The sequence below is a fragment of the Pseudomonas sp. JS425 genome, from assembly GCF_018223845.1.
Classification (GTDB): domain Bacteria; phylum Pseudomonadota; class Gammaproteobacteria; order Pseudomonadales; family Pseudomonadaceae; genus Aquipseudomonas; species Aquipseudomonas asiatica.
Map to the genome: position 1 here is coordinate 192,271 of NZ_CP073661.1, position 25,680 is coordinate 217,950.

General features: G+C 60.3%; 8 protein-coding genes. 3 read left to right on the forward strand and 5 right to left on the reverse strand.

What is annotated here, in order from left to right; genetic code table 11:
- Positions 1-46: 46 nt before the first annotated feature.
- From KDB76_RS00905 to KDB76_RS00915, 3 genes are all read right to left on the reverse strand, one after another.
- Positions 47-1,003, reverse strand: a complete 957-nt coding sequence (locus KDB76_RS00905) for a FecR family protein (protein WP_023661993.1) — start codon at positions 1,001-1,003, stop codon at positions 47-49.
- 4 nt (positions 1,004-1,007) lie between these two features.
- Positions 1,008-1,511 (reverse strand): sigma-70 family RNA polymerase sigma factor, encoded by a 504-nt coding sequence (locus KDB76_RS00910; protein ID WP_023661994.1) that lies wholly within the window; start codon positions 1,509-1,511, stop codon positions 1,008-1,010.
- Between the two features lie 110 nt (positions 1,512-1,621).
- Positions 1,622-2,311 carry a GntR family transcriptional regulator gene (locus KDB76_RS00915; protein ID WP_023661995.1) on the reverse strand — a complete coding sequence of 230 codons (690 nt, stop codon included), beginning with the start codon at positions 2,309-2,311 and terminating at the stop codon, positions 1,622-1,624.
- 204 nt (positions 2,312-2,515) lie between these two features.
- Between KDB76_RS00915 and lapG the strand changes: the two genes are divergently transcribed.
- Both lapG and lapD read left to right on the forward strand, forming a co-directional pair.
- Positions 2,516-3,277, forward strand: coding sequence for a cysteine protease LapG (gene lapG, locus KDB76_RS00920; protein WP_023661996.1), 762 nt, complete (start codon positions 2,516-2,518; stop codon positions 3,275-3,277).
- Positions 3,278-3,287: 10 nt separating this feature from the next.
- Positions 3,288-5,234 (forward strand): cyclic di-GMP receptor LapD, encoded by a 1,947-nt coding sequence (gene lapD, locus KDB76_RS00925; protein WP_023661997.1) that lies wholly within the window; start codon positions 3,288-3,290, stop codon positions 5,232-5,234.
- A 154-nt stretch (positions 5,235-5,388) separates the two neighbouring features.
- Here lapD and KDB76_RS00930 read toward each other — a convergent pair whose 3' ends face one another.
- Both KDB76_RS00930 and KDB76_RS00935 read right to left on the reverse strand, forming a co-directional pair.
- Positions 5,389-6,765, reverse strand: a complete 1,377-nt coding sequence (locus KDB76_RS00930) for an HlyD family type I secretion periplasmic adaptor subunit (protein WP_015268515.1) — start codon at positions 6,763-6,765, stop codon at positions 5,389-5,391.
- On the reverse strand, positions 6,755-8,911 hold the full coding sequence (locus KDB76_RS00935) for a type I secretion system permease/ATPase (protein ID WP_023661998.1): 2,157 nt from the start codon (positions 8,909-8,911) through the stop codon (positions 6,755-6,757). The genes KDB76_RS00930 and KDB76_RS00935 overlap by 11 nt, the downstream gene beginning before the upstream one ends.
- A gap of 979 nt (positions 8,912-9,890) precedes the next feature.
- Here KDB76_RS00935 and KDB76_RS00940 point away from each other — a divergent pair.
- Positions 9,891-25,664 (forward strand): retention module-containing protein, encoded by a 15,774-nt coding sequence (locus tag KDB76_RS00940; protein WP_212632212.1) that lies wholly within the window; start codon positions 9,891-9,893, stop codon positions 25,662-25,664.
- Positions 25,665-25,680 lie beyond the last annotated feature (16 nt).

Below are 25,680 nucleotides of genomic sequence, written 5' to 3' on the forward strand. Positions count from 1 at the left end.
GGCGATGGGCTGCATAGCAGCCCTGAACGCAAAAGCCGCCGTCAGCTCAGGCCAGCCCCTCCACGCGCACCCACCAGCGTGTACGTTGGCGAAGCCGTACGGGTAGCGTCCGTGGTAGCAGCTGTAGCAGTTGCTCCGGGTCTTCGAGGCGGAATACACCCGACAGGCGCAAATCGGCAATGCCGTCGCTGCAGCCCAGATAACCATGGCGATAACGGCTGACCTGCGCAAGGAAGTCGAAAAGGCGCATGTTCCGGGTGACGATCAGGCCTTCTGTCCAGGCCATCGCATCCATGTCCACCTGCTCGAGCCGGTGTGTGCCTAACGCATCCAGACGCCAGTTCTGGCCGCTTTCGATCCATTGCAGCTGGCCATTGTCAGGCCGGTGTATCGCCACCCTGCCATGGCTGACACTGACCTGCGTGCAGTCGCTGTCCTGACGCGCCACAAAGCGTCCTTCGAACCCTTCCAGTAACGCGTCACGAGTTTCTACAAGCAAGGAACGCTGCGTGTTGCAGGCAATCATCACTTCCCCCTGCTTCAGGCGGACCAGGCGCTGCTGGTCATTGAAGGCCAGGTCGACGGTACTGCGGGTGTTGAGTTGCATCTGCGAGCCATCGGGAAGCGCAAAGCTGCGTCGTTCGCCCGTGCCGGTGGTGTAGTCTGATGTCCAGTCGTTGACCGCATCGAGGTCTTTTCCCAGCCATGCCGCCGTCCCTACCATGGCAACGCCGCCAAGCAGTTTCAGCGCCTGCCGACGATGCAGGCGGCGCTGGCTGGTCTCCAGGGTTTGCAAAGCCAGCCCGGCACCGGGTATGGCACGCAGGTCGAGGTCCTGATGCAGGTGAATTACTCGTTGCCAAGCCTGCTCGTGTTCGTGGTGGGCAGTGCGCCATTGCCTGCACTCTTGTTGCAGGGCAGGGGCATGCCCGCTCTCGCGCAGCCTCAGCATCAACTGGATGGCCTGCTTGACTGCTGTTGCGCCGGGCTGTGAAGCGGTCATTGCGTCAACACTCGTCGGCGTAGCGCAGCAAGTAGCAATGGTAGAGCGCGTCGGCGATATAGCGCTCCACGGTACGCACCGAGATCCCCATCTGGTCGGCGATCGCCTGGTGCTTCAGCCCCTCGCATTGGGCAAGCAGGAATGCACGACATACTTTGGGTTTCAGGCCTTCGAGCATGCGCGCGATGCGCTCCAGCAATTCCAGCAGCAGCTCACGGGTTTCGGCCGAAGGGGCCTGCGCTTCCGGCAACTGTGCCAGCGCCTCGAGATAGGCCCTGTGCAGTTCCTCGCGCCGCCAGTGGTCGATCACGAGCCCACGCGCAACCGTTCTCAGGAAAGCCCTGGGTGTGTTCAGTTGCAGATGTTCGCGACGTTGCAACAGGCGTACGAAGGTGTCCTGGGCCAGGTCTGCGGCATCGGCGGCGTTGCCCAGCTTGCTGCGTAGCCAGGCATGCAACCAGCCGTGGTGGTCACTGTAGAGCGTTTGCACGGAATCGTTGCTGGGCATGGGTGAGGGCGCTGCTATCAATGGACATGAATGATAATTAGTCTCATTGTTGGCGGTAGCCGATCAATTTGCAACCCAGCCGACTGCACCATGCGTGCAGTCACTACTCGCTAGCGCCCCAGTTGCGTATCCAGATACTTGCGGATTACCCGCGATGCGTTATTCAGGTGCCGTTCCAGCACGGCTACCGCTTCGTCCACCAGCTTGTCGCCAGCCGCATCCGCCAGTGCGTTGTGATCGTCCTGGGTGAGCTTGCCCAGGCCCATGGACGAAACATGAAACCGCAGGAAGCGTTCTTCCTCGTTCAGTTCGTCCTCGATCAGGCGCAGCAGTTTCTTGTTCGGCGCCTTGTTGTACAACGACATGTGGAACAGGCGATTGAGGCGGCCGATTTCAGCGTGACGGGTTTCGTTTTCCAGTTGCTGGATATACCCGCGGGCGCTGGCGATGTCGCTGGCATCGAGCAGCGGAATGGACTGGCGCAGCGCCTCGGTCTCGAGCAGCACGCGCAGGGCATAGGTGTCCACCGCGTCCTCGCCGATCAACGGCGCAACCACCGCACCCTTGTGCATTTCCACTTTCAGCAGCGATTGCGCCTCGAGCTGGCGCAGGGCCTCGCGCACGGGCATGCGGCTGACACCGAACAAGGTGGCGAGCTCTTGTTGTCTTACGGCAGTACCTGGAGGCAAGCGGCCATCAAGAATGGCACTGCGCAGGCGTTCTTCGATCACGCCACGGGCCTGGTGCGGCAACAGCTGCTCGCTGGCCAGCACATTGCTCAATTTGATTTTCTCGGCCACGCGACGTCTGCCTCAACGATGACTAAAGTTGGATCCAATGAAGCTAGTAACAGCTCTTGAGGGTGTCAAACCTGTACATCTAATGAGCAGGCGCCCCCAAAAGCGCGGCTATGGTGGATGAAGTCGAAGGGCAAAGGAAGCGGCCCACACAAGGTTATAACCAGAAAGTGTAGGTCGACTGAACGGCGGGTGCATGATTGCAGGATGCCATTGTCTTTTGCCGTTGCAGGCCGCACCATCGCTGCTTTCGACTGGCCTGAGCAGGGCTTGGCAGTGGCGAAATCCTGGATGCTCAAAACCGTTGTGCAACGTGTCGGCCTTGCTGCGCTGCTGGGCAGCCTGCTGCTGGGCGGCTTGCACGCGGATTGGGACTTTTCCCAGATCAGCCGCAAGTCGCAGGCCCTGTATGGCCCCTTGGGCGCCGGGCAGGGCCGTATCGATGCCTGGCAGAGCCTGATGGCTACGCAGAAGCAGGGGACGGAGCTTGAGCGATTGCAGGTGGTCAACCGCTTCTTCAACCAGCAATTGCGCTATGTAGAGGACATCGACCTGTGGCATGAGGTCGACTATTGGGCCACGCCGGTGCAGGCGCTGATCAAGGGTGCAGGGGACTGCGAGGACTACGCCATCGCCAAGTATTTCAGCCTGCGGCGCATGGGTATTCCCAGTGAAAAGCTGCGCATCACCTACGTAAAGGCGCTGCGGCAGAACCGGGCGCACATGGTCCTGACCTATTATTCAAGCCCACAGGCACAACCATTGGTGCTCGACAGCCTGATGGATGCCATCAAGCCGGCGAGCCAGCGTACCGACCTGCTGCCGGTGTACGCCTTCAATGGTGAGGGATTGTGGCTGACGGGCGCCGCAGGCAACAAGAAGGTCGGCGATACCAAGCGGCTATCACGCTGGCAGGATTTGCTGAAGAAAATGCAGGCCGAAGGGTTCCCGGCCGAGCCGGTTTACTGAAGGAGCACAGATGTCACTGTTCAAACAATTGCTGTTGGCCATTTGCCTGTTCCTGGTGGTCGCCTTCAGTGGCAGTTTCATGGTCAGCCTGGAAAGCTCGCGCAGCCAGTACGTCAACCAGTTGCGCTCGCACGCGCAGGATGCGGCGACAGCGCTGGCGCTGTCGCTGACGCCGAATATCGATGATCCGGCGATGGTCGAGCTGATGGTCAGTTCGATCTTCGACAGTGGTTACTACTCAAGCATCAAGGTTGTCGACCTAGGCTCCAATGCTGTGCTGGTAGAGCGCCATGACGAGCCGGACCCCGGCGGTGTACCGCGCTGGTTCGTGGGCCTGATCGGCCTGGAAGCTGCCGGCGGCGACGCCATCGTCAGCCGTGGCTGGCAGCAGGCTGCGCGCGTTGAGGTGATCAGCCACCCGATGTTCGCCATTGCCAAGCTCTGGCAAAGCGCCCTGGGCAGCTTGGGTTGGCTGCTGCTGTGTGGCGCGGCCAGTGCGGTACTCGGCGCCTTGCTCCTGCGTCGCCAGTTGCGGCCGCTGGACTACATGGTCGAGCAGTCCCACGCCATTGCCCGCCGCGAATTCCTCAGCCTGCCCGAGTTGCCGCGCACACCGGAGCTGCGTCGGGTAGTGCAGGCGATGAACCAGATGGTCGAGAAGCTCAAGGCACTGTTCACCGAGCAGGCCGAGCGCAGCGAGCGGCTGCGTGCCGAGTCTTACCAGGACAGCCTGACCGGGCTCTCCAACCGCCGTTATTTCGAGATGCAGTTGAACATGCGTGTGAGCAACCTGGAAGAAGCGCGCGCCGGTTACCTGCTGTTGCTGCGGGTCCAGGGGCTGGCGGGGTTGAACGCCCGTCTTGGCGGCCAACGTACCGACCAGTTGCTACAGGCTGTGGGTGAGCAGTTGCGTCGCACCTGTGCCAGCTATCCGGAAACCAACGATCTGATTTCCCGCAGCCGCGGGGGCGAGTTTGCCGTGTTGGCGCCGGGTATGGTGCATGAAGAGGCGGTACAGCTTGCCCAGGCCTTGGAAGCAACGCTGCACAGTCTGCACGAAACAGGCGCCAGTGATATCGACCCGGTGGCTTGTATCGGCCTGGCGCCGTTCAGCCCCGGTGATTCACCACAGGCATTGCTGAAGCTTGCCGACGAGGCGCTGGCGCGCGCCGAGAACCAGCCAACACCGGGTTGGGTATGCCTTGAGCAAGGTGTGGCTGCAGTTGCTGCGGATAGCCAGCATGTCTGGCATGAGCGGCTGGACCAGGCGTTCAACAATGGGCATTTCGAACTGTTCTTCCAGCCAGTGGTAGATTGCGCTTCTGTGCAACGGGTATTGCACCACAAGGTGATTTCGCGTTTGCAGGATGGCCATGGCGAGGCGCTGCCGGCAGGTCGCTTCCTGCCCTGGCTGGAGCGCTTCGGCTGGATGCCGCGGCTTGATGTGCTGGTGTTGGAGAAGGTGCTGGCGCACCTTCGAGGGCATGAACAGGTGTTGGCGCTGAACCTGTCCGCCGCCACCCTGGCCGACCCCAAGGCCCTCCAGCGTGTCTTCGAGCTTCTGGGCCAGAACACGGCGCTTGGCCCGCGGCTGGTTTTCGAAATTGGCGAGGAACAGTTGCCTGAGCAGGCGGTTCTGGAACAACTCACCCGGCGCCTGCACGCGCTTGGCTTCGGCTTGGCGCTGCAACGCTTTGGTGGGCGTTTCAGCATGATCGGCAACCTGGCGCACCTGGGCCTGGCATACCTGAAGATCGATGGCAGCTACATCCGCAACATTGACCAAGAGCAGCACAAGCGGCTGTTCATCGAGGCGGTCCAGCGTGCCGCACACAGTATCGACCTGCCGCTGATTGCCGAGCGGGTCGAGACGGAAGGTGAGCGGTTGGTGTTGCGGGAGATGGGTGTAGGCGGGATTCAGGGGCAGTTGGTTGGTGAGCCTGCCCCCTGGCGCTGAGGGTATGCGGTCCCTTGTAGGAGCGGCCTTGTGTCGCGAAAGGGCCGCACAGCGGCCCCAGGATTTCAGCAAAGATGCATAAATCGCTGGGGCTGCTGTGCAGCCCTTTCGCGACACAAGGCCGCTCCTACAGCGAACACGGTAGGAATGGCGGTCAACGCTCGCGCAACGCCTCCGAACGCGCCTTCATTATCGGCTTGAGCAGGTAGCTCATGATGGTCTTCTTGCCGGTCATGATATCGACCGTCGCCACCATCCCCGGAATGATCAGCAGCGGCTTCTCGTCAGTGCCCAGGTGGCTGCGGTCGGTGCGCAGCTTGATCAGGTAATAGGTGGTCTTCTTGTCTTCATCGGTGATGGTGTCGGCACCGATCTGCTCCAGCTTGGCCTTCAGCCCGCCGTAGATGGTGTAGTCATAGGCCGTGAACTTGACCGTCGCTTCCTGACCAGGGTGCAGGAAGGCGATGTCCTTGGGCAGGATCTTCGCCTCGATAACCAGTGAGTCGTCCAGCGGCACGATTTCTATGATATCGCTGCCCGGCTGGATCACCCCGCCAATGGTATTCACCAGCAGTTGCTTGACGATACCGCGTACCGGCGAAGTAACCATGGTGCGGTGAACGCGATCATCCAGCGCCTTGCTGGTTGCCGTGGCTTTGTTCAGCTCTGTGCGCGCTTCGTTCAGCTGGGTCAGCGCTTCGCTACGGAATTTGCCACGGGTCTCTTCGATCTTGCTTTGCACCTCGCGAATGGCCGCCTCGGCACGCGGGATAGCCAGCGCTGTGGAGTCCAGCTGACCGCGGTTCTCCACCTCGGCACGACGCAGGCGCAGCACTTCAACCTGCGAGATTGCGCCGGTTGCCACCAGTGGCTCGGACATGCTGATTTCTTTACGCAACAGTTCCAGGCTGTTGGCGTACTGGGCGCGCTTTGAACTGAACTCGCGCAGCTCCTGCTGGCGCTGGACCAGTTGTTGCTGCAAGCCACCAATCTCGTCCTGCAGTTGCTGGCGCCGGCTCTGGTACAGCGACTCTTCGCTTGCTGCCTGGCTTGGCGCGGCCTTGCGCAGTTCCTCATCGATCTTCAACGGGGTGTCGCCCACTTCGGCACTCAGGCGCTCGACGCGCAAAGCCATGGCCAGGCGGTCGGCCTCGGTTTCACCCACGTTGGAGGCGAATCGGGTTTCATCCAGGCGCAGCAATGGCTGGCCCACTTCGACAATCTGCCCTTCCTTGGCGAAGATCTCGGCGACTATGCCCCCCTCCAGGTTCTGAATCTTCTGCACCTTGGACGACGGAATGGCCTTGCCTTCACCCCGCGTAACTTCGTCGATGGGCGCGACGCTGGCCCACACGATCAGGAACACGAAGAACAGGATTACGCCCCAGATGGTCAGCCGCACGACTCGCGGCGCATCCTCGATCAGGGCCTTGTTGACCTCTGGCAGCGGCTGCCCGCCCAGTGAATCGGACCCTTTGAAATAGCGCCGCAGGCCTTCCTTGAATTGCCCTACATCCAGCTTATGCAACACTGATCTGCCCCTTCTTCAGCGCATCCATGACCGCGGCTTTCGGGCCGTCGGCAACAATCTGCCCGCGATCGATCACGATCAGTCGGTCCACCAGTGACAGCAGCGAGGCACGGTGAGTGACCAGCAGCACCGTCTTGCCTTCCACTACCGCCTGCAGCCGCTGCTTGAGGCGTTCTTCGCCGGTGTTGTCCATGGCGCTGGTCGGTTCGTCCAGCAGCAGGATCTGCGGGTTGAGCAACAGCGCGCGGCCCAGGGCGACGTTCTGTCGCTGGCCGCCGGACAGGTTCTGCCCGCGCTCACCTACCTGCAGCTCGTAGCCGTCCGGGTGCAACCGGGCGAATTCATGTACGCCTGCCAGTTCGGCAGCCTGCAGGATCAACTCATCCTCGATGTAGCGGGCCCCGCTGACCAGGTTATCGCGCAGGGTACCGGCCAGCAGCTGAATGTCCTGCGGCACGTAGCCGATGTTGTGGCGCAGTTCGCTGACGTCGATCTGGCGAATGTCCACGCCGTCGACCAGCAGCGAGCCGCCGTCGGCCTCGTACAGTCCGACGATGAGCTTGGCCAACGAGCTCTTGCCCGAGCCACTGCGGCCGATGATACCCACCTTCTCGCCGGGGCGGATGGTGAGGTTGATGTTCTTCAGGGCCTGGTTCTGTTGGTTCGGATAGGTGAAATCGACCCCGCGGAACTCGACGCTGCCCTGCAGCACCTTGCGGCTCAGTGGGCGTTCTTCGAAGTTGCGCTCTTGCGGTAGTTCCATCATGTGGTCGGTGGAGACCATGGTCACCTTGGCTTGCTGGTAGCGGGCGAGCAGGCCGTTGAGCTGGCCCAGCGGCCCGAGGGCGCGGCCGCTGAGCATGTAGCAGGCTACCAGGCCGCCCATGCTCAGGTTGCCGTCGATGATCAGGTATACGCCGACGCAGATCATTGCCACGCCTGCGAGTTGCTGGATCAGCAGGGTGATGTTCATCGCCAGGCTAGACAGCACTTTGACCCGCAGTTCGAGGCGGCTGAGGGTACCGAGGGTCTGCTCCCACATGTACTGGCGTTCGCTTTCGGCGTTGTTGACCTTTACCGCATCCAGGCCGGCAAGGGTCTCGATCAGGCTGGACTGGCGCTCCGAAGCCAGGGCCATGGTCCGTTCCATCGTCGCCATCAGTGGCCGTTGCAGTGCATAACCGATGCCCAGGGCCAGCGGGAAGGCGATGATCGGTATCCACACCAGATGCCCGCCAATAATGGCGATGACGATCAGGATAAGCACGGTGAAGGGCAGGTCGATCAGGCTGGTCAGGGTCAGCGAGGCGAGGAAGTCCCGCAGGCCCTGGAACTCATGAATGTTCTGGGCAAAGCTGCCGACCCTGGCAGGGCGGTACTTCATCGACATGCCGACGATACGTTCGAACAGCGTTGCCGAAATGATCAGGTCGGTCTTTTTGCCGGCCAGGTCCAGGCACAAGCCGCGCAGGCCCTTGAGGATCAGGTCGAAGATGTAGGCGCCGGCGATGCCGACGGCCAGTACCCAGAGGGTCGAGGTGGCCTGGTTGGGTACCACCCGGTCATATACGTTCATCACGAACAGTGGCGCGGCCAGGGCGATCAGGTTGATCACCAGGCTGGCGGCGATGGCGTCGATATACAGCCATTTGCTGCGCAGCAAGGTATCGCGGAACCACGACTTCGCCCGCGGGATGAGGTTGCCGTGGTTCACGTCGAACTTGTGCTGCGGCTGGGCAAAGAATACCCGGCCACTGTAATCGCTCTGCAGGGCTTCGCGGCTGACATGCACCTCGCCGCCATCGCTCTCGCTAAGCAACAGGCGTGCGGTGTCTTCGTTCTCCCAGCCCAGCAGGACGGCGCTGCGGCCTTCCTTGAGCAGCAACATGGCTGGCATGGCGATGCTCGGGATCTGCTCCAGCTTACGCTGCAGCAGGCGCCCCTGCAGCCCGGCCCTGGCGGCAGCGCGGGGCAGCAACTCGGGGCTCAGGCGCTGGGCCGGCAACGGCAGGCCGGTGGTCAGCATGACCCGGCTTGCAGGTTTCTGGTGCAGGACACACAGGCTCAACAGACTATCCAGCAGGGGATCGTCATGCTGACTGCGTGGATCGTGGCTGAGTTGGACTCGACTGACTTCGGATTCCACGCGGCGCTCTCTTCATCCTTGTGGTGGGTGGGGTGGGTGTGCCGCCGTTCAGGCTGGCTCACCCGTGCTGCCAGGCAGTGGTCATGAGGCTACGGCACCCTGGCGCTTGGGCAACCGGCTAATGGTCGCCTTGAATCGCTATTGAGTAAACAGTTCTGCGGTCTTCATTCCTGGCAGACGGTGCTGGGTGGTGGATGTTTCATTTTTGATTCATCCAGGTCGAATCAGTGTTAAGCATAGCCTGCCATCTAGCTGGCGACAGAGGTGTTGCGGTATCGCTCTGCACATTTGTCAATAAACAGGCGCTGATTTGTTGACGGACTTGCGCGACTAATTAGGCAAAATTCATCTATTAGCAAAGCGTTCTCTGACAAGCCTGGTCTATACAAACGGTAACGCTTTCTCATATTCGGGCTGGCAGTATTTACGCTGTGGTTCGCTATCTCTTTGATCTGCGGCAAATTGACACCCTAATTGTGCAACTGTACTGGCTACCGACAGCCGCGAACTGTCACAAGGCCCAGGTTCTGCGTGGCCTCCAGTCACCGTCGGGCCCCCTTTAGGCAAGGTTTGTGCTGCTGAAAAAGCTATTATTTGAGCGAGCGGAAGGTGATTTGTAAATTGACGCTCGAATTTTGACAATTGCCGATGAAAGGGTGTCCTGACCCATCCGATACCATCACCTAAGCGCCGAGAAAGATGCTCTAAATGTCGCGTTGAGCGCGCTTTAGGTGATGTATGGCACTTGTCCCTAAAAAGCACATGGTTAATATGCGAATATCAATGTGACATTACATTGCCGATTGTTTAGGATGGCAGAATGCGGGTCAATAGTTTGGCATTCAGTCGAGCCTAATAAGTCATAGGCGGAATATTGACGTCGGTAAGCGTCGAAAGATCATCAACATAGTTCCGCCTGAAGTGGTCTGCGAGTGCCGCTCTGGCAGGGAAGTACCTATCGGGTCACACGGAGAGTCCAATGAGCAGCGTTGTAGCCATCGTCAAAAGTATTGTTGGCCAGGTTATTGCGGTATCCCCTGAGGGCATTCGGCGTGTTCTGATCGAAGGGGACCGCCTGCTGGTCGGTGAGGAAGTGCTCACTGGCCCAGGCGGTGCAATTACTTTGGAACTGGCCGATGGCCGTTTGCTGGATCTGGGTCGAGACAGCCAGTGGAGCGCTGATGCGCCGGACAGCAGCACCGACCTGAGTCAGGCTACCGCGCAGGCCGCGCCGTCGGTGGAAGAGCTGCAACAGGCGATCGCTGCCGGTGTCGACCCGACTACCGAACTTGAGGCGACTGCGGCTGGCCCGTCGTCGTCGGGCGGTGGTGGCGCGCTTGGCGGTGGCCACAGCTTTGTCATGCTCGAAGAAACCGCAGGCCGGGTCGACCCTACCGTCGGCTTTCCGACTGAAGGGCTGGGCTTTGCTGCCGTGCTCGATGGCGAAGAGGTTGGCGTGCTGGATACCACCAGCAACAACCAGGTGACTACACCGACGACCGACACCAACGTTTCTACTGACCTGGTTCTTGACGCTACCTCTTCCATCAGCGAGGCGGGTGGCGTAATCGTTTATACAGCTACAGTTGGCCAGGCGCCGGCCACAAACCTGTTGGTCACCCTGTCCAACGGTGCCGTGATTGTGATTCCGGCTGGGCAGACCACTGGTAGCGTAAACGTCGTGGTCCCCGCGAACGATACCCCCTATATCGACGGTGGCCAGATTTCGGCGACCGTAACGGGCACCACCGGGGGCAGCGGGCTGACAGTGATTGTGCCGCAAACACCAGCGGTTACTCAGGTTACCGATACCGTCGACACCACCACTGCGACCCTGACGGCCACTCCGTCGGTGACTGAAGGCGGCGTGATCACCTACACCGTAACCCTGAGCAACCCTGCCCAGACCCCGGTGACCGTGACCCTGTCCAACGGCCAGACCATCACTGTCGAAGCTGGCAAGACCCAGGGCAGCGTTGACTTCCAGACCCCGAGCAACGACGTCTACAACAACGGCTCGACTGTCAGCACGACGATTACCGATGCTACCGGCGGGAACTTCGAGCAGTTGACCCCGAATCCGAGCCCGGCTCAGACCACGATCAACGACTCGGTCGACAACACTACTGCGACCCTGACGGCGACGCCGTCGGTGACCGAAGGCGGTGTGATCACCTACACCGTGACCCTGAGCAACCCAGCCCAGACCCCGGTGACAGTGACCCTGTCCAATGGCCAGACCATCACCGTTGAAGCCGGCAAGACCCAGGGCAGCATCGACTTCAAAACCCCAGCCAACGACGTCTACAACAATGGCTCGACCGTCAGCACGACGATTACTGGTGCCACCGGTGGCAACTTCGAGCAGTTGACCCCGAATCCGACCGCGGCTCAGACCACCATCAACGACTCGGTCGACAACACTACTGCGACCCTGACGGCGACGCCGTCGGTGACTGAAGGCGGTGTGATCACCTACACCGTGACCCTGAGCAACCCAGCCCAGACCCCGGTGACAGTGACCCTGTCCAATGGCCAGACCATCACCGTTGAAGCCGGCAAGACCCAGGGCAGCATCGATTTCCAGACCCCGGCCAATGACGTCTACAACAACGGCTCGACGGTCAGCACGACGATTACCGGTGCGACCGGTGGCAACTTCGAGCAGCTGACCCCGAACCCAACGCCGGCTCAGACCGCGATCAACGACTCGGTCGATAACACTACTGCGACCCTGACGGCGACGCCGTCGGTGACCGAAGGCGGCGTCATTACTTACACCGTGACCCTGAGCAATCCGGCCCAGACCCCGGTGACCGTGACCCTGTCCAATGGCCAGACCATTACCGTTGAGGCCGGCAAGACCCAGGGCAGTGTCGACTTCCAGACCCCGGCGAACGACGTCTACAACAACGGTTCCACCGTTAGCGTCACCATCGAGGGCGCCGCTGGTGGCAACTTCGAGCAACTGACCCCGAATCCAACCCCAGCTTCGACTGTCATTAGTGACAGTATCGATACCGTTACCGTAAGCATCGTCAGCAACGGCAATGTGACCGAAGACCAGCAGCCTTCCTTCACTGTAAAGGTAAGCCAGGCGCTGGACCGTCCGCTGACCGTAACCCTGTCCAACGGCGACACCGTGACCATCGAGGCGGGTAAAACCGAGGTCGAGTATAAAGCCTCGGCCCAGGGCGACGACGTCTACAAAGACGCCGGCTCCATTACTCTCAGCGTGACCGACGCTACAGTTTCCGGCGCCACTTTCGAGAAGCTGGCCTTGGGTAGCCCGGCTACCGTTGAAATCTCGGACACCATCGACGAAGTTGTGGCCAAGCTGACCGCAACCCCTTCGGTGATCGAAGGCGGCGAGATCACCTACACCATCACGCTGACCAACAAAGACGGTCTGCCGATCAACAACCACGCAGAGCTGTACTTCAAGCTGGCCGACGGCACTAACGTCGTGGTTGCAGCCAACAGCACCACCGGTTCGGCCACTGTTGTTGCGCCGGACAACGTCTACGTTGGCGCTAACAAGCCAGTGGTCAACGCCATCGACTCGGTCAGCGGTTCGGATGCGTGGAAGTTCGAACAACTGACCCTGGACAAGACCGAAGTCAAAACCCAGGTTACCGACGAGCCAGGTACCCCGGGCAATCCGAGCCCGGGTGGCGGCAACGAAGGCGATATCGTCAAGGTCACCATCACGGCCGACCAGACATCGGTTGCCGAAAACGTCAAGCCGACCTTCACCGTGCATATCAACACAGTGCTGGCGCATGACCTGACCGTAACCCTGAGCAATAACGCAGTTGTGACCATCAAGGCCGGTCAGACCTCGAGCGAGCCGTATGCTCACGACGCGCAAGGTGACGACGTCTACCAGGACGCTGGCGAAATCACCCTCGGCATTAAGTCGGCGGTAGATGTGACCGGCGCTGCCTTCGAGAACCTGCAGCTGGGTGATCCGGCTTCGGTCAAAGTGACCGACACCATCGACGAAGTTGTGGCCAAGCTGACCGCGACTCCTTCGGTAACCGAAGGCGGCGAAATCACTTACACGATCACGCTGACCAACAAAGACGGTCTGCCGATCAACAACCACGCGGAGCTGTACTTCAAGCTGACCGATGGCACTACTGTCATCGTGCCGGCGAACAGCGCCACCGGTTCGGCCACGGCCATCGCGCCGGACAACGTCTACACCGGGAGCAATCCGCCTGTCGTTAACGCGATCGGCTCGGTCAGCGGCGCAGACGCGTGGAAGTTCGAACAACTGACCTTGGACAAGACCGAAGTCAAAACCCAGGTTACCGACGAGCCAGGTACCCCGGGCAATCCGAACCCGGGTGGCGGTAATGAAGGCGATCTGGTCAAGGTCAGCATCAGTGCGGTCGAGCAGGCGGTCGACGAGGCGACTGCACCGAACTTCGTCGTCACGCTGAACAAGCCACTCGACAAGCCGCTGATCGTTACCCTGAGCAACGGCGACAAGATCACCTTCGGCATTGGCGAAGTCTCCAAGCCGTACACCGCCAAGCCGCAAGGCGACGACGTGTTCGTCGACAAGGGCAAAATCGAAGTTGGTATCGCTGACGCTACCGTCGACGGCTCGAAATTCGAGAACCTGCAGCTCGGCGATCCGGCTTCTGTGGCGGTCACCGACACCCTCAGCAAGGTCACCGCCGTGTTGTCGGTGGACAGCACTGCGGTGGTCGAAGGCGGCAAGATCACTTACACCGTGACCTTGATCAGTGAAGACACCAAGCTGCCGGTGACTGGCCATGGCGGCGTAACCGTCACCCTGACGGGTGGCACGGTGGTGACCATTCCAGCAGGCTCCGCTTCGGGCACTGGCTTCGTCACTGCCCCGAACGACCTGTACACCGGTGGCCAAGCTGCGATCACCAAGTCGATTACAGACATCACCGTGAATGGTGATGCGAAATTCGAGAACCTGGTCCCCGACACCAAGTCGGTCACCACCACCATCAGCGACGAGCCGGACGGTGCCGGCAACCTGGTTGAAGTCCGTATCACTCCAGTAGAAAGCTCGGTGAACGAGGCGACCGCGCCGTCGTTCAACGTCACCTTGAACAAACCGATCGACAAGCCGCTGACCGTCAAGCTCAGCACCGGCGAGACCCTGGTGTTCGAAGCGGGCGAAACCAGCAAGACCATCTCGGCCCCTGCGCAAGGCGATGACGTGTTCATCGACAAGGACCAGATCACCGTCAGCATCGACGAGGCCACCGTCCCGGGGGCTCCGCTGGAGCACCTGGTAATCGGCGATCCGGCGGTTGTGCAGGTCACCGACACCCTCAGCAAGGTCACCGCCGTGTTGTCGGTGGACAGCACTGCGGTGGTCGAAGGCGGCAAGATCACTTACACCGTGACCTTGATCAGTGAAGACACCAAGCTGCCGGTGACTGGCCATGGCGGCGTAACCGTCACCCTGACGGGTGGCACGGTGGTGACCATTCCAGCAGGCTCCGCTTCGGGCACTGGCTTCGTCACTGCCCCGAACGACCTGTACACCGGTGGCCAAGCTGCGATCACCAAGTCGATTACAGACATCACCGTGAATGGTGATGCGAAATTCGAGAACCTGGTCCCCGACACCAAGTCGGTCACCACCACCATCAGCGACGAGCCGGACGGTGCCGGCAACCTGGTTGAAGTCCGTATCACTCCAGTAGAAAGCTCGGTGAACGAGGCGACCGCGCCGTCGTTCAACGTCACCTTGAACAAACCGATCGACAAGCCGCTGACCGTCAAGCTCAGCACCGGCGAGACCCTGGTGTTCGAAGCGGGCGAAACCAGCAAGACCATCTCGGCCCCTGCGCAAGGCGATGACGTGTTCATCGACAAGGACCAGATCACCGTCAGCATCGACGAGGCCACCGTCCCGGGGGCTCCGCTGGAGCACTTGGTAATCGGCGATCCGGCGGTTGTGCAGGTCACCGACACCCTCAGCAAGGTCACCGCCGTGTTGTCGGTGGACAGCACTGCGGTGGTCGAAGGCGGCAAGATCACTTACACCGTGACCTTGATCAGTGAAGACACCAAGCTGCCGGTGACTGGCCATGGCGGCGTAACCGTCACCCTGACGGGTGGCACGGTGGTGACCATTCCAGCAGGCTCCGCTTCGGGCACTGGCTTCGTCACTGCCCCGAACGACCTGTACACCGGTGGCCAAGCTGCGATCACCAAGTCGATTACAGACATCACCGTGAATGGTGATGCGAAATTCGAGAACCTGGTCCCCGACACCAAGTCGGTCACCACCACCATCAGCGACGAGCCGGACGGTGCCGGCAACCTGGTTGAAGTCCGTATCACTCCAGTAGAAAGCTCGGTGAACGAGGCGACCGCGCCGTCGTTCAACGTCACCTTGAACAAACCGATCGACAAGCCGTTGACCGTCAAGCTGAGCACCGGCGAAACCCTGGTGTTCGAAGCGGGCGAAACCAGCAAGACCATCTCGGCCCCTGCGCAAGGCGATGACGTGTTCATCGACAAGGACCAGATCACCGTCAGCATCGACGAGGCCACCGTCCCGGGGGCTCCGCTGGAGCACCTGGTAATCGGCGACCCGGCGGTTGTGCAGGTCACCGACACCCTCAGCAAGGTCACCGCCGTGTTGTCGGTGGACAGCACTGCGGTGGTCGAAGGCGGCAAGATCACTTACACCGTGACCTTGATCAGTGAAGACACCAAGCTGCCGGTGACTGGCCATGGCGGCGTAACCGTCACCCTGACGGGTGGCACGGTGGTGACCATTCCAGCAGGCTCCGCTTCGGGCACTGGCTTCGTCACTGCCCCGAACGACCTGTACACCGGTGGCCAAGCTGCGATCACCAAGTCGATTACAGACATCACCGTGAATGGTGATGCGAAATTCGAGAACCTGGTCCCCGACACCAAGTCGGTCACCACCACCATCAGCGACGAGCCGGACGGTGCCGGCAACCTGGTTGAAGTCCGTATCACTCCAGTAGAAAGCTCGGTGAACGAGGCGACCGCGCCGTCGTTCAACGTCACCTTGAACAAACCGATCGACAAGCCGCTGACCGTCAAGCTCAGCACCGGCGAGACCCTGGTGTTCGAAGCGGGCGAAACCAGCAAGACCATCTCGGCCCCTGCGCAAGGCGATGACGTGTTCATCGACAAGGACCAGATCACCGTCAGCATCGACGAGGCCACCGTCCCGGGGGCTCCGCTGGAGCACCTGGTAATCGGCGATCCGGCGGTTGTGCAGGTCACCGACACCCTCAGCAAGGTCACCGCCGTGTTGTCGGTGGACAGCACTGCGGTGGTCGAAGGCGGCAAGATCACTTACACCGTGACCTTGATCAGTGAAGACACCAAGCTGCCGGTGACTGGCCATGGCGGCGTAACCGTCACCCTGACGGGTGGCACGGTGGTGACCATTCCAGCAGGCTCCGCTTCGGGCACTGGCTTCGTCACTGCCCCGAACGACCTGTACACCGGTGGCCAAGCTGCGATCACCAAGTCGATTACAGACATCACCGTGAATGGTGATGCGAAATTCGAGAACCTGGTCCCCGACACCAAGTCGGTCACCACCACCATCAGCGACGAGCCGGACGGTGCCGGCAACCTGGTTGAAGTCCGTATCACTCCAGTAGAAAGCTCGGTGAACGAGGCGACCGCGCCGTCGTTCAACGTCACCTTGAACAAACCGATCGACAAGCCGCTGACCGTCAAGCTCAGCACCGGCGAGACCCTGGTGTTCGAAGCGGGCGAAACCAGCAAGACCATCTCGGCCCCTGCGCAAGGCGATGACGTGTTCATCGACAAGGACCAGATCACCGTCAGCATCGACGAGGCCACCGTCCCGGGGGCTCCGCTGGAGCACCTGGTAATCGGCGATCCGGCGGTTGTGCAGGTCACCGACACCCTCAGCAAGGTCACCGCCGTGTTGTCGGTGGACAGCACTGCGGTGGTCGAAGGCGGCAAGATCACTTACACCGTGACCTTGATCAGTGAAGACACCAAGCTGCCGGTGACTGGCCATGGCGGCGTAACCGTCACCCTGACGGGTGGCACGGTGGTGACCATTCCAGCAGGCTCCGCTTCGGGCACTGGCTTCGTCACTGCCCCGAACGACCTGTACACCGGTGGCCAAGCTGCGATCACCAAGTCGATTACAGACATCACCGTGAATGGTGATGCGAAATTCGAGAACCTGGTCCCCGACACCAAGTCGGTCACCACCACCATCAGCGACGAGCCGGACGGTGCCGGCAACCTGGTTGAAGTCCGTATCACTCCAGTAGAAAGCTCGGTGAACGAGGCGACCGCGCCGTCGTTCAACGTCACCTTGAACAAACCGATCGACAAGCCGCTGACCGTCAAGCTCAGCACCGGCGAGACCCTGGTGTTCGAAGCGGGCGAAACCAGCAAGACCATCTCGGCCCCTGCGCAAGGCGATGACGTGTTCATCGACAAGGACCAGATCACCGTCAGCATCGACGAGGCCACCGTCCCGGGGGCTCCGCTGGAGCACTTGGTAATCGGCGATCCGGCGGTTGTGCAGGTCACCGACACCCTCAGCAAGGTCACCGCCGTGTTGTCGGTGGACAGCACTGCGGTGGTCGAAGGCGGCAAGATCACTTACACCGTGACCTTGATCAGTGAAGACACCAAGCTGCCGGTGACTGGCCATGGCGGCGTAACCGTCACCCTGACGGGTGGCACGGTGGTGACCATTCCAGCAGGTTCCGCTTCGGGCACTGGCTTCGTCACTGCCCCGAACGACCTGTACACCGGTGGCCAAGCTGCGATCACCAAGTCGATTACAGACATCACCGTGAATGGTGATGCGAAATTCGAGAACCTGGTCCCCGACACCAAGTCGGTCACCACCACCATCAGCGACGAGCCGGACGGTGCCGGCAACCTGGTTGAAGTCCGTATCACTCCAGTAGAAAGCTCGGTGAACGAGGCGACCGCGCCGTCGTTCAACGTCACCTTGAACAAACCGATCGACAAGCCGCTGACCGTCAAGCTCAGCACCGGCGAGACCCTGGTGTTCGAAGCGGGCGAAACCAGCAAGACCATCTCGGCCCCTGCGCAAGGCGATGACGTGTTCATCGACAAGGACCAGATCACCGTCAGCATCGACGAGGCCACCGTCCCGGGGGCTCCGCTGGAGCACCTGGTAATCGGCGATCCGGCGGTTGTGCAGGTCACCGACACCCTCAGCAAGGTCACCGCCGTGTTGTCGGTGGACAGCACTGCGGTGGTCGAAGGCGGCAAGATCACTTACACCGTGACCTTGATCAGTGAAGACACCAAGCTGCCGGTGACTGGCCATGGCGGCGTAACCGTCACCCTGACGGGTGGCACGGTGGTGACCATTCCAGCAGGCTCCGCTTCGGGCACTGGCTTCGTCACTGCCCCGAACGACCTGTACACCGGTGGCCAAGCTGCGATCACCAAGTCGATTACAGACATCACCGTGAATGGTGATGCGAAATTCGAGAACCTGGTCCCCGACACCAAGTCGGTCACCACCACCATCAGCGACGAGCCGGACGGTGCCGGCAACCTGGTTGAAGTCCGTATCACTCCAGTAGAAAGCTCGGTGAACGAGGCGACCGCGCCGTCGTTCAACGTCACCTTGAACAAACCGATCGACAAGCCGTTGACCGTCAAGCTGAGCACCGGCGAAACCCTGGTGTTCGAAGCGGGCGAAACCAGCAAGACCATCTCGGCCCCTGCGCAAGGCGATGACGTGTTCATCGACAAGGACCAGATCACCGTCAGCATCGACGAGGCCACCGTCCCGGGGGCTCCGCTGGAGCACCTGGTAATCGGCGACCCGGCGGTTGTGCAGGTCACCGACACCCTCAGCAAGGTCACCGCCGTGTTGTCGGTGGACAGCACTGCGGTGGTCGAAGGCGGCAAGATCACTTACACCGTGACCTTGATCAGTGAAGACACCAAGCTGCCGGTGACTGGCCATGGCGGCGTAACCGTCACCCTGACGGGTGGCACGGTGGTGACCATTCCAGCAGGCTCCGCTTCGGGCACTGGCTTCGTCACTGCCCCGAACGACCTGTACACCGGTGGCCAAGCTGCGATCACCAAGTCGATTACAGACATCACCGTGAATGGTGATGCGAAATTCGAGAACCTGGTCCCCGACACCAAGTCGGTCACCACCACCATCAGCGACGAGCCGGACGGTGCCGGCAACCTGGTTGAAGTCCGTATCACTCCAGTAGAAAGCTCGGTGAACGAGGCGACCGCGCCGTCGTTCAACGTCACCTTGAACAAACCGATCGACAAGCCGCTGACCGTCAAGCTCAGCACCGGCGAGACCCTGGTGTTCGAAGCGGGCGAAACCAGCAAGACCATCTCGGCCCCTGCGCAAGGCGATGACGTGTTCATCGACAAGGACCAGATCACCGTCAGCATCGACGAGGCCACCGTCCCGGGGGCTCCGCTGGAGCACCTGGTAATCGGCGATCCGGCGGTTGTGCAGGTCACCGACACCCTCAGCAAGGTCACCGCCGTGTTGTCGGTGGACAGCACTGCGGTGGTCGAAGGCGGCAAGATCACTTACACCGTGACCTTGATCAGTGAAGACACCAAGCTGCCGGTGACTGGCCATGGCGGCGTAACCGTCACCCTGACGGGTGGCACGGTGGTGACCATTCCAGCAGGCTCCGCTTCGGGCACTGGCTTCGTCACTGCCCCGAACGACCTGTACACCGGTGGCCAAGCTGCGATCACCAAGTCGATTACAGACATCACCGTGAATGGTGATGCGAAATTCGAGAACCTGGTCCCCGACACCAAGTCGGTCACCACCACCATCAGCGACGAGCCGGACGGTGCCGGCAACCTGGTTGAAGTCCGTATCACTCCAGTAGAAAGCTCGGTGAACGAGGCGACCGCGCCGTCGTTCAACGTCACCTTGAACAAACCGATCGACAAGCCGCTGACCGTCAAGCTCAGCACCGGCGAGACCCTGGTGTTCGAAGCGGGCGAAACCAGCAAGACCATCTCGGCCCCTGCGCAAGGCGATGACGTGTTCATCGACAAGGACCAGATCACCGTCAGCATCGACGAGGCCACCGTCCCGGGGGCTCCGCTGGAGCACTTGGTAATCGGCGATCCGGCGGTTGTGCAGGTCACCGACACCCTCAGCAAGGTCACCGCCGTGTTGTCGGTGGACAGCACTGCGGTGGTCGAAGGCGGCAAGATCACTTACACCGTGACCTTGATCAGTGAAGACACCAAGCTGCCGGTGACTGGCCATGGCGGCGTAACCGTCACCCTGACGGGTGGCACGGTGGTGACCATTCCAGCAGGCTCCGCTTCGGGCACTGGCTTCGTCACTGCCCCGAACGACCTGTACACCGGTGGCCAAGCTGCGATCACCAAGTCGATTACAGACATCACCGTGAATGGTGATGCGAAATTCGAGAACCTGGTCCCCGACACCAAGTCGGTCACCACCACCATCAGCGACGAGCCGGACGGTGCCGGCAACCTGGTTGAAGTCCGTATCACTCCAGTAGAAAGCTCGGTGAACGAGGCGACCGCGCCGTCGTTCAACGTCACCTTGAACAAACCGATCGACAAGCCGCTGACCGTCAAGCTCAGCACCGGCGAGACCCTGGTGTTCGAAGCGGGCGAAACCAGCAAGACCATCTCGGCCCCTGCGCAAGGCGATGACGTGTTCATCGACAAGGACCAGATCACCGTCAGCATCGACGAGGCCACCGTCCCGGGGGCTCCGCTGGAGCACTTGGTAATCGGCGATCCGGCGGTTGTGCAGGTCACCGACACCCTCAGCAAGGTCACCGCCGTGTTGTCGGTGGACAGCACTGCGGTGGTCGAAGGCGGCAAGATCACTTACACCGTGACCTTGATCAGTGAAGACACCAAGCTGCCGGTGACTGGCCATGGCGGCGTAACCGTCACCCTGACGGGTGGCACGGTGGTGACCATTCCAGCAGGCTCCGCTTCGGGCACTGGCTTCGTCACTGCCCCGAACGACCTGTACACCGGTGGCCAAGCTGCGATCACCAAGTCGATTACAGACATCACCGTGAATGGTGATGCGAAATTCGAGAACCTGGTCCCCGACACCAAGTCGGTCACCACCACCATCAGCGACGAGCCGGACGGTGCCGGCAACCTGGTTGAAGTCCGTATCACTCCAGTAGAAAGCTCGGTGAACGAGGCGACCGCGCCGTCGTTCAACGTCACCTTGAACAAACCGATCGACAAGCCGCTGACCGTCAAGCTCAGCACCGGCGAGACCCTGGTGTTCGAAGCGGGCGAAACCAGCAAGACCATCTCGGCCCCTGCGCAAGGCGATGACGTGTTCATCGACAAGGACCAGATCACCGTCAGCATCGACGAGGCCACCGTCCCGGGGGCTCCGCTGGAGCACCTGGTAATCGGCGATCCGGCGGTTGTGCAGGTCACCGACACCCTCAGCAAGGTCACCGCCGTGTTGTCGGTGGACAGCACTGCGGTGGTCGAAGGCGGCAAGATCACTTACACCGTGACCTTGATCAGTGAAGACACCAAGCTGCCGGTGACTGGCCATGGCGGCGTAACCGTCACCCTGACGGGTGGCACGGTGGTGACCATTCCAGCAGGCTCCGCTTCGGGCACTGGCTTCGTCACTGCCCCGAACGACCTGTACACCGGTGGCCAAGCTGCGATCACCAAGTCGATTACAGACATCACCGTGAATGGTGATGCGAAATTCGAGAACCTGGTCCCCGACACCAAGTCGGTCACCACCACCATCAGCGACGAGCCGGACGGTGCCGGCAACCTGGTTGAAGTCCGTATCACTCCAGTAGAAAGCTCGGTGAACGAGGCGACCGCGCCGTCGTTCAACGTCACCTTGAACAAACCGATCGACAAGCCGCTGACCGTCAAGCTCAGCACCGGCGAGACCCTGGTGTTCGAAGCGGGCGAAACCAGCAAGACCATCTCGGCCCCTGCGCAAGGCGATGACGTGTTCATCGACAAGGACCAGATCACCGTCAGCATCGACGAGGCCACCGTCCCGGGGGCTCCGCTGGAGCACTTGGTAATCGGCGATCCGGCGGTTGTGCAGGTCACCGACACCCTCAGCAAGGTTACTGCCGTACTGTCGGTGGACAGCACTGCGGTGGTCGAAGGCGGCAAGATCACCTACACCGTGACCTTGATCAGCGAAGACACCAAGCTCCCGGTGACCGGCCACGGTGGCGTCACTGTGACGCTGACGGGCGGCACGGTCGTGACCATCCCTGCGGGTTCTGCTTCGGGCACTGGCTTCGTCACTGCACCGAACGACCCCTATGTCGGTGGCCAGGCCACGATTACCAAGGCAATCACCGATATCTCGGTATCGGGTACCACGAAGTTCGAGAACCTGGTAACCGACACCAAGACAGTAAGCACCACGGTCACTGACGAACCAAGTGGCAGCGGTAACGTGACCACGGTTGGTATCAGCGGTACCACTTCGCTCACCGAGGGTGAAACTGGCCACTACACGCTGACGCTGAGTAACCCGTCCAAGTCTGAGGTCACCATCACCCTCAGCTATAGCGGCACCGCCAGTAATGGCGATGACTTCAACGGTGTCGCCACGGTGAAGATCCCAGCTAACAGCAGCAGCGCCAAATTCGACATCGTGACCATCGATGACAAGCTGGTCGAACTGACCGAAAACTTCGTCGTGAGGATTGAAACGGCCACCGGTGGCAGCTTCGAAAACCTGAAGGTGGACGCCACCAACCAGAGCGTAACGACGCAGATACTCGACAACGACCATCTGCCGGTTTCGACCGGTGGTGCTGTCACTGGCGTGGAAGACACACAGTATGTCTTTACCTGGGACGACTTCAAAGTCACCGATGCCGATGGCAACACCGGCCTCTTCGTGACGATCACATCGCTCCCGGTTGACGGTATCTTGAGGGTCTTTGATACCAAAACCCAAACCTGGGGTGATGTTGCCGCAGGGCAACGGGTCAGCCAGGCAGACATCGACAAGGGCTACCTCAGGTTCCAGCCGGATTTGAACGAGTCGGGCATCAATGGATACGGCGGGGCCGGTGTGGGCAACCAGCAGGCTGACTACGCCCAGTTCAAGTACAAGGCGAACGATGGCACCAATCTTGGCAGCGAAGTGATCATGAAGGTAGACATCGCGCCGCAGGCTGACAAGCCAACTCTGGTCATCGGCAGTGCCGATGCTGTCTCCAAGGCGCTTACCAAGGAAGTCTGGACATCGCTCAAAGGGCTGGGTACCGATGGCAATGGCATCACAGGCGACGCTTTGAAGAACGTCTTCGCCAACTCGGGTGCAGCGACTTCGAAAGGCACTACCACCAATGTGCAGTCCGATGGCAGCGTCAACGCCGGTTCGGGCTCCAAGACTTCGGGCCTGATCTATCTGGAAGAAGGCAAAACCTACACCTTCAGCGGCACTGCCGATGATAGTTTGGTGGTCACCGTGGGTGGTACTACGGTCGTAACCACCACGTGGGGTGGCGGTGGACAGATTTCGGGTACCTTCACGGCTAAAACCAGCGGCTACTACCCGATCGAGGTCTACCATGCCAACCAGGCAGGTCCTGGTAGCTATGACCTTAACATCAAGGTGGGTAACGGTACTGCCGTAGACCTGAGCAGTACCAACATCCCGATGTACCAGAGCGTGGCGGACATGGCCACCGCAGGCCTGACCGCGTCTGACTTACACACAGTCAATGGCCAGAGCTACTACGACGGCTACAAGCTGAACGAAGGGCCGGAAGGTGGCTCGGTCAAGCTGGTTGGCATTACTGCCGGCCTGGTCGATACCGATGGTTCCGAGAGCTTGAGTGTAACGCTCAGCGGCATTCCGGCAGGTTCGGTACTGAGCGATGGTGCGGGCCACACGACTAAGGTGGGTGGTACGCCTGTAGATGTGACTGGCTGGAAACTCAGCAGCCTGACACTGACGCCGCCAGCCTACTACGAGGGCAAGTTCACTATCGCAGTAACCGCCACCGCCACCGAGAGCCTTGGTGGATCGGACAGCACCCCAGGTACGATTCCGGTTACGGTCTACAAGGCCGATTACAAATCGAGTGTCGGTACCAAAGGCGATGACACGCTTGCCGGTGGTGAGAGCAACGATATTATCGTGGCAGACGTGTCTGGCCTGAACGTGGTGCAAGGCAAGAACTACAATATTGCCTTTATGGTCGACAGCTCGGGCAGTATGAGTGAACAGTCGATTGCTGATGCCAAGAAACAGCTGGCATCGGTGTTCAACACACTCAAAGCCAGCTTGGGCTCTGACAGCTCAGGTACGGTGAACATCTTCCTGGCTGACTTTGACAGTCAGGTTAACAAGAACATCTCGGTCAACCTTGCCGATTCGAATGCCCTCAGCAAACTGCAGGCGGTGCTTAATTCGATGGTGGGCGGTGAGAACTATGGTGGCGGTACCAACTATGAAGATGTGTTCAAGACGACGGCTAACTTCTTCAAGAGCACCATGGCCACCAGTAACACAGGGGCGGAGAACCTGACGTACTTCATCACCGATGGCAAACCGACTTTTTGGCAGAACCAGGAGGAAATTAATCCTCGGCTGTGGTCCGGCAAGTATCTGGATGATGTTGTGAACGTCAACAACTTTAAGATCGGAGACTACTTCGACAAGGTGATCGACCGCCAGAGGCTTATTATCACCTCCAGTGGTGATGTTTACATCAACAACTCTAACAGATCCGTGGGGACGATCCATGCGCAAGGGGATGGCACCTACGAGTTTTCTTCTCGGGCGGGCTACGGTAACGCTTACAGTTGGGATAGCGCGAGTGACGGCTCGACGGCCAGCTTCAAGCTGCTTTCTGGCTTGACTAAAGTTCAGGCTATCGGGCTTAACAACGATGTCAGCTGGAACGATCTCAAGGACTATGATAGCGCCGGTAAGCCGCAAACCAATATCGACCCGTCCAAACTGGCGGCGGCAATTCTCGGACATACCGAGGCCACCGTTCCGGGCTCGGATAGCATCGATGGTGGCAATGGCAACGACATCATCTTCGGTGACTTGATTACCCTCAACGGCGTTGTCAGCGAGGGTTATCAAGGGTTGCAGGAGTACGTCGCGCAGAAGAGTAATGTGGATGTGGGCACCATCACTGCCAAGAACATGCATCAGTACATCTCCGAGCACTACACCGAATTTGATATCTCGGGTGCCAACGACGGTAATGACATCCTCACAGGTGGAAATGGCAACGATATCCTCTTCGGGCAAGGCGGCATCGACAGGCTCGATGGTGGCAGAGGTAATGACATGCTGTTGGGTGGCAGTGGCGATGATTTCCTGACTGGTGGCCATGGCGACGATACCCTGATCGGTGGAGCAGGTAAGGACACCTTTATCTGGAAGGCCGGCGATTACGGCAATGACGTAATCAAGGACTTTAAGTCTGCCGAAGGGGACCGGATCGACCTGAAAGATCTGCTTGTCAACGAGACCGGCAAAACCATCGACAACTACCTGAAAATGAGTTTCGCAGATGGCTCGACCACTCTGCAGATCAGCAGCGAGGGCAAGCTCAACGCTGCGGGTGGTGTTGCCAACGCGGACGTCACCATCAAGCTTGAGGGTGTAAACTGGTCGGGCAACTCGATCAATTCGTTGATCTCCGGTAGCGACCCGTTGATCCGCATCGACAACAAGGACAGCTGACGGGCAAGCGGGCCGT